General features: G+C 53.2%; 7 protein-coding genes. 3 read left to right on the forward strand and 4 right to left on the reverse strand.

Annotated elements, in window-relative coordinates; all coding sequences use genetic code 11:
- Positions 1 to 45: 45 nt before the first annotated feature.
- Positions 46 to 2292 (reverse strand): CRISPR-associated helicase Cas3', encoded by a 2247-nt coding sequence (gene cas3, locus LGS26_RS03070; protein WP_237889194.1) that lies wholly within the window; start codon positions 2290 to 2292, stop codon positions 46 to 48.
- Positions 2293 to 2550: 258 nt separating this feature from the next.
- Between cas3 and LGS26_RS03075 the strand changes: the two genes are divergently transcribed.
- From LGS26_RS03075 to LGS26_RS03085, 3 genes are read left to right on the forward strand one after another with little or no spacing between them, the layout of a single operon-like run.
- Positions 2551 to 3498: a helix-turn-helix transcriptional regulator gene (locus LGS26_RS03075; RefSeq protein ID WP_237889195.1), complete on the forward strand. Its 948-nt coding sequence runs from the start codon at positions 2551 to 2553 to the stop codon at positions 3496 to 3498.
- Positions 3495 to 4760, forward strand: a complete 1266-nt coding sequence (locus LGS26_RS03080) for a metallophosphoesterase family protein (RefSeq protein ID WP_237889196.1) — start codon at positions 3495 to 3497, stop codon at positions 4758 to 4760. The genes LGS26_RS03075 and LGS26_RS03080 overlap by 4 nt, the downstream gene beginning before the upstream one ends.
- Entirely contained in the window at positions 4757 to 7582 is a 2826-nt protein-coding gene (locus LGS26_RS03085) for an ATP-binding protein (RefSeq protein WP_237889197.1), read from the forward strand. Before LGS26_RS03080 ends, LGS26_RS03085 begins: the two co-directional genes overlap by 4 nt.
- On the opposite strand, the gene LGS26_RS03090 is transcribed toward LGS26_RS03085, so the two are convergent.
- From LGS26_RS03090 to LGS26_RS03100, 3 genes are read right to left on the reverse strand one after another with little or no spacing between them, the layout of a single operon-like run.
- Positions 7551 to 9872: an ATPase, T2SS/T4P/T4SS family gene (locus tag LGS26_RS03090; protein ID WP_237889198.1), complete on the reverse strand. Its 2322-nt coding sequence runs from the start codon at positions 9870 to 9872 to the stop codon at positions 7551 to 7553. The two genes, LGS26_RS03085 and LGS26_RS03090, sit on opposite strands and share 32 nt — an antisense overlap.
- 2 nt (positions 9873 to 9874) lie before the next feature.
- Positions 9875 to 11419: a hypothetical protein gene (locus LGS26_RS03095; RefSeq protein ID WP_237889199.1), complete on the reverse strand. Its 1545-nt coding sequence runs from the start codon at positions 11417 to 11419 to the stop codon at positions 9875 to 9877.
- Between the two features lie 42 nt (positions 11420 to 11461).
- The gene (locus LGS26_RS03100) at positions 11462 to 12076 is read right to left on the reverse strand and encodes a GTP-binding protein (protein ID WP_237889200.1); all 615 of its coding nucleotides are present in this window, start codon (positions 12074 to 12076) and stop codon (positions 11462 to 11464) included.
- Position 12077 lies beyond the last annotated feature (1 nt).

Consider the following 12077-nt stretch of genomic DNA (forward strand, 5'->3'; position numbering starts at 1 on the left):
GGGATTGCTTCGCCGCCTGCGGCGGCTCGCAATGACATAGATAAATTAGAACAACAACCCATCCCCGCCGCCGTTTTCGGGGACGAGCAGACCTCTATCAAGGTCATAGTACGCTTTCATGCAGTCTGGATTGAGAACATGATAAGTGTCGTCAATGGTCAAAATCACTCCTTTTGAACTGAGTTTGTCGAACTCGCCCTCGTAAATCGAAACGGTGTAGGGCTGAAGTTTCCGCAGGGTGGAGAAGGGATACTCGGTGTATTTCAACTCCTCGATGAGACGTTCTGCCTCCTCGTTGTAAGGGATAATCACCGTCACGGTCGGGTCTTCGATGATTTGGAAGGCGCGCGCCGCCGTCTCAAACTTAAACCTGCCCTCGGCATCATCGAAGCAGTCCATAATACGCTTTACATCGAACGCCTGCGGGTCTTGCAGGTTATACAGTTGTCCGAAGAACGCTTGAATCGCGGGGATGGAAATCGGCGCTTCGGCGTGGTCGCGCAATACCATGCGGGCGACTTCAGCTGTTTGCTTGAGGAAAGATGATGTGCGCTTGATGTACTCTGATCTCGGCTCGAAGACGAACATCTCACTCACGCCGCGCTTCATCTCGCGATTGACGCGTCCCGCCGCCTGATTGATGGAATCCAGCCCGCTCAGGGCGCGGTAGCCGACAGGAAAGTCCAGGTCAATACCTGCTTCCATGACCGTAGTCGAAACCACGCGGCAAGGCTGTTCTCTCAATAGCCTTTCCTTGATTTCTGCCAGTTTGGCGCGGCGATGGGCGGGACACATCAACGTCGAAAGGTGAAAATTCCCCTCGCCCTGCAAGCCGCCGAAAAGTCCGCTGGCGTGGCGGCGAGTGTTGACGATACACAGGGCTTGCTCGTGCGCGTTCAGGCGGGCGAGCAGGTCTTCATCGGTTAGCGTCCCCAAATGTTTCACTTCCACGCGCTTGTAGAAGTCAAACAATTCCTGCGGATTGGGCGCGAGTTCTTTGACTTCGGTCTTTTCAGGTAAAAAGCGCTCCAGCCCCGGCTGGGTGGCGGTGCAAAAGACCGTGCTCGCGCCATAGTTGACCACCAGTTCCCACACCGCCGCCATCGCCGGGCGCATATACTCGCGCGGCAACATTTGGGCTTCGTCGAAGATGATCACGCTCTTGGCTAGGTTGTGCAGTTTGCGGCAGCGCGATGACCTGTTGGCAAACAGCAACTCGAAAAACTGCACATTGGTCGTAACCACGATGGGAATGTCCCAGTTTTCCGCCGCCAGTTTGAGCTTGGCATAGACGCTGTTGGTACGGTTGTCCGCATCCGCGCCCTGCTTGCCCTCCCAATCGAAGTTGGAGTGATGTTCCAGTACGTTCTCTTCGCCCAAAAAGCCTTTGAAGACGCTAGCGTTCTGCTCGATGATGGTGGTGAATGGGATGACGTAGATGACGCGCTTCAAGCCGTGTTCGGCGGCGTGATGCAGGGCAAACGCCATCGAAGCCAGCGTCTTGCCTCCGCCTGTTGGCACTGTGAGCGAGAAGAAGCCAGGCTTTTCGCTTTTGCCCTTCTCGATGCAGGCATGCAGGATTTCGTTGCGCTTGCGGTTGATATCGCTGGTCGGGTTCTCGAACTGCTTCAGGTGCGCGTCCAGTTTATCGTGCAGGGTCAGGATGTCGTCGTATCCGCCGCGCGGCTTGGCGCCTTTCATGTAGGTTTCGGTTTCCTGAAAATCGGCGTCCACCAGAGCGGAGTAAATCATGCGCGTCAGAAAGGAGAGCGAAAAGCCCAAATAGTCTTTGGGTGGTTTTTCGGGCAGGATGGGCAGGCGCAACGGGCGGATTGGCAAACGCAGCGGAAATGACAACTTCGACAAATCCAACTCGCTCTTGTATTCGCTGTAATTGGGAATGTTATTTTTCAGCCGCCCGCAGAGAGTCCTGCCTTCCAGGTCGGTTTCGCTGCCGTAATCGGGCAAGCCCGCGTGATGCCCCATGATGGGATACGCCAGCAATTGGGCAAAGATCTCCTGCGGTTTGCCCGTTAGCAGCGCCCTGAGTTCCTTTGCTCCTGCCGTAGAGTGATTTACGCGTGGACCACCCTCTAGCCGCTTTTGAAACTCGGCGGAGTATTTGCCCAGGTCGTGAATCAATCCCGCAATGTATGCCAGTTCTGCTACATTGGCGTCCGCGCCAAATTTACACGCTAGTTTTGCGGTGTTCTGCAAATGCTCGATGAGCGGCTGCCACTCTTCGCGGTCTTCGTCCTCGCGGCGGTGGGCAAAAGCTTTTTTGCCACCCATATCCTTACCTCTTCCCTCCTGATTCGGCAATCCATGGGCTTTGAAATACAGTTGTCTATTGTTGAACTTTAATGGCTGCAGAATGTGTTGGATAGTGTTATGCCCAAGGAGATGTTGCCTTTAAAGTTCATTTTATATATTGCAGATGGATTGCATAGCGCATAAGTTATTTTTTATAGTGATTATATGTTATTTTAACATATACACCCTTTCATATAGTGAGCGGGCAATGAAAATATTTTTTTGAAGGTGTTTTTTATGAGTCAGATGGAGCGTATCTATTTTTTTCATAGAGAGGTTCTTAAGAAAAGATATCCTAACACCAGGACGATCAGGGATGAGTTCGGTGTCAGCGAATCCTCGGCAAGACGCGACATCGAATATCTGAGGGAGTTTCTCCTTGCCCCCATAGAGTTTGACAGGGCCAGAAACGGCTATTTCTATGCCTCATCAGGCTTTCGTCTGCCCTTTGAAAACGTCCCTGAGATCATAGCTATGCTTGGAGTGCTGCACAAGATGGCGGAGGAGGCGGGGTTATCGGCCCTGCCTGAGGTTACGGCATTGCAGGAAAGGCTTTCTGCGATCCTGTCACCTGAGAGCAAACGCCTGGTGAATGCGATTCGTTTCGAGAAGATAGAGGCTGAGCCTGTGGCCAGTGAAAGGATCAAGCTGATACTTGATGCCATACAACAAGGCGTAGCCATTTGCTTTGATTACCACAAGCCTAACGGCGAGAAAAGCCGACGCATGGTTGACCCGTTGAGACTTTTGAACTACCAGTGGCGGTGGTATCTGGTGGCCTTTTGTCATCTGAGAAACGCAATGCGGATATTTCATATACCCCGCATGAGTGCGATCGAATTAACAGGAGAGAGATGCCGTGTGTGCGAGATAATAAATGAAAATCTCGATTCGCTGCTCAATAAATCCTTTGGGATATTCAAGGGTAACGATGTGAAAACCGTAAAGATTTTATTTGGCGGGGATGCGGCGGCAATAGTCAGGGAACAGGTCTGGCACCCTGACCAACAGCTGGAGGATACGCAGGATGGGCTTGTGCTCACGCTGAGGGTCACGGATTTCACCGAGATCATAATGAAGACGCTTCAGTTTGGAAGCCGGGCGCAGGTGCTCGAGCCTGAGGCGTTGAGGATTGAGATGACAAGAGAGATAGAGAGGATGTCTCATAAATATAAATTGATATGAAACCATTTAAATTTGTCCATGCCGCCGACCTGCATCTGGGCAGTCCGTTCAAGGGTTTGAGCGCCAGGGAGCCGAATGTAGCCGAATTCCTGCACCATGCTGCCTTTCTGGCGTTTGATAAACTTGTAAGCCTCTGTATAGAAAGCAAGGCCGATTTTCTCCTCCTTGCCGGTGATATATTCGACACGGCGGGCAGGGGGCTAAAGGCCCAGCTCGTTTTCAGGGAAGGGCTTGGAAGGCTCAGGGCGCACGGGATCAGGGTGTTTGCGGTTTTCGGCAATCACGATCCATTGTCAGGCCGACTGTGTCCTGTTGATTGGCCTGAGAATGTGCATTTTTTCGGCGCGGAGGCCGTGGAAGAGGTGATTGTCGAGATATCGGGCGGCCCGGCCGTTTCTGTATCAGGTATAAGCTACCGCGAATCGGCTGAGCGGCGTAACCTTGCAAAGGAATTCAGAGGCGGTACGAAGGGTCTTTTCAAGATCGGATTGTTGCATTCCAATGTCGGGCGAGAAGAGGGATATGAACCATATGCCCCATGTGAGATATCGGATCTCATAAGGGCAGAGATTGACTATTGGGCCTTGGGGCATGTGCACGAAAGGAAGATCTTGCACGAAGACCCTTATGTAGTCTATCCCGGAAATATCCAAGGCAGGAGCATAAGGGAACAGGGAGCGCGCGGGTGTTTTTTCGTCACGGTTGACGGTCTTGGCAGGGTACGGCTCGATTTCAGGCCGCTCGATGCGGCTCGGTGGACCTCGCTGGCTCTGGATGTCGGTAAGTTCGAATCCATGGGTCGGCTTGAGGACGCTATCTTTTCCGCTGTCGAAGGCCTTTTGAAAGGGGCGGATGGAAGGCCGGTCATCTGCCGTCTCGCCCTTACAGGGCGCAGTTCTATATGCGGCGAACTGAGGAGGGAGTGGGGTGCGGATGAACTCATACAGCGCATAAGGGATAGATTTATTAAACAAGATCCATTTGTTTTAGTTGAAGGGTTGTCCATCGACTGTATGCCCGCAATAGATCTGGAGCGCATGCGGAAGACGGATGATTTCCTGGGGTTTTTGCTTAGAAAGGCGGATGAGCTGCGCGGCTTGGGAGGGGCCAGGGCGGTCCTTTTTGAAGAGGTCCTTGCCAGACTCTTTTCTGACCGCCGTGTGAAAAAGGTGGTAGGCGGGCTTACGCCCGATGAACTGGAAGGGATGCTCAAGGAGGCTGAATTCCTCTGTCTTGATATGTTGGAAGGCGGTGACAGATGAGGATCGCGGGTTTCCATATAGATGGATTCGGCATATTTCATAACGTGCATGTGAAGGACATGCCAGGTGGCCTTGTGCTCTTCCACGGCGAGAACGAGGCGGGCAAGACCACGCTCCTTGCGTTTTTGCGGGCCGTTCTATTCGGTTTCCCGCGCAAGGGTTCAAACAAGGAAAGGTTTTATCCGCCGTTGATGGGTGGCGGGCACGGCGGCAGGGTGTTTTTGATCCACGATTCATTTGGAGAGATCGTTCTTGAGAGGCGGCCGGGCAAGGACGGCGTCTCCGCCTTTGAGAGGTCGTCCTGTCAAAAGATAGATCCGGATAAGTTCCTGGGCATGGTGACGCCGGAGCTTTTTAAAAATGTCTACGCCTTCAGTCTAAGCGAACTCCAGCGCTTTGAAGGTCTTGATGACGACTCGGTGAGGGCGGTCATCTACGGGGCAAGTGCGGGGCTTGGTATGTCCATGCTGCCCAAGATTCAGGCGGAGCTGGAGAGGCGGATGGGCGCCCTGTTTAAGCCAAAAGGGAGGGACCAGGAAATAAACCGCAGGCTGAAGAGGCTTGAAGATATAAGGGCCGAGCTGCACGACCTGGCAGCTGTTTCAATGCATTTCGGGGATAGAGAAAAGGCGCTCAAGGCAAAGGAGGCAGCCCTCTCCGACCTCAATGACAAGTTGATTGAGCTGAAGGGCCTAGATTCAAAGATAGAGGCCTATATAAGGCTTTGGCCCGATTGGGTGCGGCTCAAGGAATTGAGGCTGGAGCTTGAGTCTATGTCTCGGGAGGTGCCAGGTGATTTTCCAGAAGACGGGGTCGCGGCACTCGATAGGCTGCTTGAGCGCCGTAAGGAGAGGATCGAAAGGGCCGAGGGGCGTCTGAAGGAATATTCCGCCCTGTGTGTCGAGATAGAAGGCTTGCAGGTGGATGAGGCGGTTGTTTCACGCAAAGACGATATAGACCGCATCCTCCGCAAGAGAGACCTCTATCGCCATACAAAAGGCGAGCTCGACAGGATGCGTCATCAGAGGGCTGATGAGGCGGCGAAGATCGAAGAGATGAGGAGGGCCATGGCCGCGGAGGGATGGGTTGATATAGGCGCCGTCGCCTCACGGAAAAAGATGGCCGACCTCCTCTCCAGATGCATTGCAGAGCGAAGGGATGTCGAGGGCAGGCTTGATCTTTTGGACGAGGTGCTTAAAGACAAGGAGACGTCGATAGATGGCCTTAAAAGGGGGATTGACAGCCGCAAGAGGGCGATCAGGTCTGCCCTTTCAGGTGTAGCAGGGCTTTTAGCGGCATTTTCCCTGTTTTGGTCCATCTTGTCCATCAGGGCGGCCCGTTACGGCGAAGGTTGTCTTTGGGCTGTGGTAGCGGTTTTTTTTACGGTATGCGGCTGTTTGGCGGCAAGAGGTGGGTTCGATAAAGACAGGTCCATCAAGGAGATGGCGGCGCGTCTGGCCGGGCTTGAAGATGAGGTGGCGCATAAGGCCGGCGAGCGGGATTCATTGAAGGAGCGCAAGGCAAGACTTGATGAGGAGGCGGAGCGTTTAAAGGCCGAGATCGGTCTTGCCGGTGAGGTTGTGCAGGAGGACCTGGATGGGGTCATAGAATGGGCGGAAAGGGTTGCCTCACGGCATGACGCCCTTAGTGAGGCCGAAAGGCGCCTTGGCAGGCTTGATGAGGCTATAAGGCAGAGGAATGAGGAGATAAAAATATATAGCTCAGAGATCGACGCCCTCTTTGAGACGCTCGGCAGGCGGCTTGAGGGAGACGTGGAAGATGGGCGGGCGCTTGCTGCCCTTGACGGTCTTTGTGAAGAATTGAGGCTGAGCAGCGACAATTGTATAAAGCGCAGGGAAAAAGAGAAACAGCTTGAGAGGGTCTGTCGGGAGTTTTTGGAGCTGGAAGGCGAGCTCGGCATGCTCACCATGGATTTAGATAGGCTAATAAGGGCCGGCGGCGCAGCGGACATAGAAGGATTCAGACGCCTTGCCGGTATGCATCAGAAAAAGATCGATATCGTTAAGGAAATAAATAGACTTGAGGGCGCAATCGAGGCGGCCTCCGGAGAGAATATCGGGGTGCTGGCCAGGATCTTCGAGGAAAAAGATCCAGCGAGGCTCGAATCAGAGCATGAAGACCTGACCGCCAAGATAAGGGCGATCGAGAAGCGGATGACCGATGAAAACCGGGCGATAGGGGAGATCAGGCATGATATGCGCGACATGCTCGCTTTTGAGGATAAGATTTCTGTGCTCAAGGCGGAGGAAGAGGGTCTTGTAGCGGAAATACGCCTGCTTTCCATGAAATGGGGCAGCCTTTGTCTTGCCGCTTATCTCATAAAGGAGACGAAGAGGGAGATTGAGACCGATCGACAGCCTAAGGTGGTAAGAGACGCCAGCAATTTTTTCAAGACGATCACCAGCGGCGCGTATGACAAGATGATCATCCCCCTTGAAGGCGGTGTAATCGAGGCGGTCGGCAGCGACGGCGCAAGAAAGAGGCCTGAGGAACTGAGCCGCGGGACAGCCGAGCAGCTCTTTCTCGCTCTAAGGCTCGGCTACATATTGAATTGCGCAGAAAGCGGGGTGATTCTGCCCATCGTAATGGACGATATCCTTGTAAATTTCGACCCTACAAGGGCCGCCTCTGCAGCCTCGGCTATCCTGGACATTGCGCAGACGCATCAGGTGCTGTTTTTCACCTGTCACCCTGAGACGGTCTCGATCTTTAAAGGGCTCGCCCCGGATACGGCGATCTACAGGCTTGGGAACGGGCGGATCGAACCATCTATCTTATGCAAACAGCCCTTACCTGCCTGATATCTGTGTCTCCCTGGATAACCTTCAGTATCCCATCCTGTTTGAGCGTAAGCATGCCGCTCTTTACGGCCCGCTCTTGTATCTCGTGCACAGGTCTTTTTTGTTGGATCAGTTCCTTGAGGCCGTCGTCTGCGACCAGGAGCTCGTGTATGGCAAGTCTGCCCTTATAGCCGGTGTTATTGCACAATGCACAGCCCTTGGCCCTGTAGAGCGTGATGGTCCCGGCTCCGATCAGGTTGAGCGGTCTTGTCGGGTGACCGCCGTATTCGTCTTGCAGTTTTCGGATCTCGGCCTCGTCGGGCTGGTAAGGCTCCTTGCATCTGGGACATAGGCGTTTTGCAAGACGTTGGGCCAGCACCCCCAGGAGTGCATCTCCGAAATTGAAGGGGTCCATGCCCATGCCAAGGAGCCTCGTGACGGTCTCGGGGGCGGAGTTTGTATGGAGCGTCGAAAAGACCAGGTGACCTGTGAGTGAGGCCTCTATGACTGTCTTTGCGGTCTCTTCGTCTCTCGTCTCGCCGACCATGATGACATCCGGGTCGGCGCGCAGAAACGCCCTCAATATCCGGGCAAAGTCAAGGCCTATGGATGGTTTGACCTGCACCTGTCTCAGCCCTTCCTGCACGATCTCTACAGGGTCTTCGGCCGTCCATATCTTTTTTTCTGGTCTGTTGATGTAGCCGAGCGCTGCATGCAGGGTAGTGGTCTTGCCGGATCCAGTCGGTCCGACCACTAGTATGAGGCCGTACGGCATCTCGATCATGCGTTTCAGTTCCGAAAGGTTGTGTTCCAGTATGCCCAGGTGGTCGAGCGGCATGGCATTCGAGCCAGGTAGGAGCCTGAGGACAGCGTCTTCGTTGTAGCCGACGGTCGGGATAGTAGCAACCCTTAGTTCAATAATATTTCCATCCCTGGTCTTGAATTTTATTTTTCCATCTTGCGGGAGGCGCTTTTCGGCTATATCCAGCCCGGCCATGATCTTAATCCTTGATATGAGGGCGTGTTTATAATTAAACGGTACCGTCTGATAGTGCATACAGTCTCCGTCTATCCTGAACCTAATCAACGCCCCGCGTTTCCCTGTGAGGGACTCGATGTGGATGTCCGAGGCCTTTTTTTGATATGCATCGTCGATGGTCTGATTGACGAGTTGGATGACTATATTATCTTCGCCGGTACCGATATTGGCGGCGTCATCAAGTTCCGGTTCTTGCGGCGCCTGCGCCTCATCTATGTTCAAGGCCTCGAAGACATCTTTTTGGGCCTTGTCTGATGCGGACCTTCCGTAAAAATAATCTATGAACTTATCGATATCTTCCTTGAGGGAGACTGCGAATTCAAAGTTTGCCGCCTTCAACGTCCTTCTTATGTTGTCGATCTTTGTAAGGTCATGCGGATTGTCCAGCGCCACCAGGACTGCATAGGGTCCGTCTTTGACTGGTACACAGATGTTTGTCCTGAAGAAGTGTTCTTTAACCCCCTGGATACAAGATGGGACTGCCTTGATTTCATTTTCGTTGAATTCCACAAACGGGCAGCGGTAATATTCGCTCAATGAGCGACCTATTTCGGCCTTGCTCACCCCGAATTGCTTTAGGATGACGTCTTCGATGGATGATCGCTCCCTCCTTGCTATGTCTTTCGCCAGTTCCAGATCCTTTTCGCTCAAGGCCCCACGGCTTACAAGATAGTAGAACCTGCCATATTTCTGTTTTGTATGGCTGAGGGCGTCGAGTCTTTCGCCAGCATTTCTAAACCCGGGGTCGATCCGTATTATCTGTTCCAGGTCTTTGATCGCAAGCGGTATTGAGCCTGTGCGTTCATGCGTAAGAGATAGACGGTAAAGGGTCTCAAGCCGTTCGTCAGGTTTTAATGTGGGGTCTTTCAGCGCCTCACTGAGGTGCTCGATGGCATCGAAGGGCATGTCCATAAGCAGATAACATGCGCCTATCTTGGCGTGTATTTCCCCCGGGGGCAGGTCTGTCTTGAGAAGACCCTTTAGTTCCGAGACCGCCTCGGAATAAAATCCAGCCTCTATAAGCCCGAGGGCGTTTTCAAGCCTCTCCCTGTTCGCCTTCGCCAGACCTTTCCGCGTGACAGGTATTTGGGTGTCAAGTTCATTGAGGCGTTTTTCTATCTCCTTTGCAAGCCTGTGAGACGGGCCTATGCGATCGAGAAGGTCGCGATAGATGGCCGCGGCCTCGTCTTTTAATCCTTGTTTCATGTAGAGATCGGCCTCTATGAAGCTTGTTTCAATGGACATCTCGGCCTGATTTGCTGGGTTTTTCATAGTCATTGTCCGGCAATGGAACCCGCCGATATGAGCGGGATGGATTCGCCCTGATCGTTTTTGATCTCGCCAACGGCGTAATGCGCCTTTTCTTCGGACGGTACCCAGACCCAGTTTCCTTGCGCGGGAAATAGGATAGTCTCCGAGTCAACGAGCAATGCCGTCGCCCTGTCTTTGTCGCCGTCGTAAAGCACGATCACGATAGGTTCTTTGTCGGTAGCTGCAGGTGCGGGCCAAGGGGGGGCGGCGATGTCTATCTCGATCTCTCTGAGTTCCGCCTCATCCTTTTTTGCAAGTTCTCCGTTTAGCAGCGACCTGAGCCTTGTCCACGGCCATGTCTTGAGCATCTTGAGCGGCATGGCGTCCAGTCTCCTGATCTTTTTCCTGGCCCACCATGCCGGTTTCCCCTCAAAGGCTATCTCGCTGGGCACAAAGGCCACCGTCTTTCCGCTCCAAGAGGTCATGGCAAGCCTTTGCCACGGGCATCTGTCCGCCGGCACCTGTCGTGTTCCTTCTTGGGCGACTATGGTCTTTTTCGCCGCAGACTCAGTGTCTGCCTGAAGGGGGGCCGCTGTTGTCTTTTCCGACGTCTCGGGGCGTATTTCGTCATGAGGCATCGGGCGCTCAAGCTCGGGCATCTCCTTGAGGAGGGTGGCCAGTTGCTGCTCTAGGTCTTCCCTTATCCCCCTATAAAAGGTACATAACTTTTCCATGCCCGGCGTTTGCGCCATCAAATCTTCTACAGGCACCATGCGGGCTATACATCTGTTTAAGGCGTCTACATGTGAATCCAGGGTCTCGCGGACCATGGGTGCGATAGAAATGGCCTCAGCCGATTGAGGCGCCGAGGCCCCGGCCTTTTGAAAGTCTTCTTCCAGCTCCAACTCCAGCTCAGCCATCTCCATAGGCTGTCCCTTGGCCTCTTCTGCCGCAGGCATGGTGGATTTATCCCCTTGAGGCGGGCCCTGCAGCCGATCCGACGGCTGATCCGGATGCCCTGGCACTGGCGACAGTTCCTCGTTTAATTTGTTTATAGAGGAGGTCAGCAGCTCAAACCATAATGTCCCACCGGATATCATATCTTTTATGGCGTCCACCCCTTTTTGCATGGCCTTTAGGCCATTCATGGACATTGTGCCAGGAGATGCCAGCATGAGGTCCAGTATCCTGTCCATCAGGCGCGGCATATCGCCCAAAAGCCTCTTTTTATCAGGATCGAGTGCAGAGAGCAGCCTTGAAAGCTCCTCTTTGAAGAGGAGGATGTTTGTATCGGTTACTTCCCATTCGAGGGTCAATAGGTGCTGTTGGCACTTTTCAATAAGTTCATCCATCGGTTGCGAGGGCGATTGTAATGGTATCTGATGCAATATATCAGGCGCTGGCGGTTCCGGCGCATGCGGTGCGCCAGATTGCGTCTTGACGTCAATCACCTTGCCGGTGACCGGGTCGATCTCTATCCTTTTCGAAGGATTGAACAGATCATCAATGGCACTGTCAATCTCCGATCCAAATACATCAATGCCGGCGTCTTGTTTCGTGTCTGTCATTGCCGTTCTCCTGATCATCCATCGGCGGGACAGGCCTGCCGTTTAACTTATCAACATGTTTTTTTTGGCCACATAGCGTACGGTGCGTTTGCTTATTTCCTTCAGGGTCTCAAAGACCCCTATGCCCTTTATGGCCGCTGCCTCAAATCTGGGTACCCCCAGGTCGTTGTTGAGATCTCTGTCGAGCTCTTCAATACTGATTGTAGGTACTGGGGAAGATACCAGATCGCGTTTGTTGTATTGCAGCACCAAGGGGATCTTGTTTAATGAAAGGCCATATTCAGTCAGATTGCGTTTAAGTTCCTCAAGGCTTTCCTTGTTTTTCATCTGGCGCACCCTCAAGGAATCGGCGACGAAGACTATACCATCTACACCTTTCAGTACCAGTTTCCGCGTTGCCTCGTACAGGGCCTGACCAGGTACGGTATAGAGCTGGATGCGTATATCGAATCCGCCGATCTTGCCGAGCGTCAGGGGCAGCAGATCGAAAAACAGCGTACGTTCGCCTTTTGTTTCTATGGTGAGCATCTTGCCCTTGGTCTTCTCGCTCATGGCGTTGTATATGTAGAGGAGGTTTGTGGTCTTCCCACACCTGCCGGGGCCGTAATAGACGATCTTGCAATGGATTTCCTTTTTGCTGAGGTCGATTAGGGCCATA

The sequence above is a fragment of the Dissulfurimicrobium hydrothermale genome (assembly GCF_022026155.1).
In the GTDB taxonomy this organism is placed as follows: Bacteria; Desulfobacterota; Dissulfuribacteria; order Dissulfuribacterales; family Sh68; genus Dissulfurimicrobium; species Dissulfurimicrobium hydrothermale.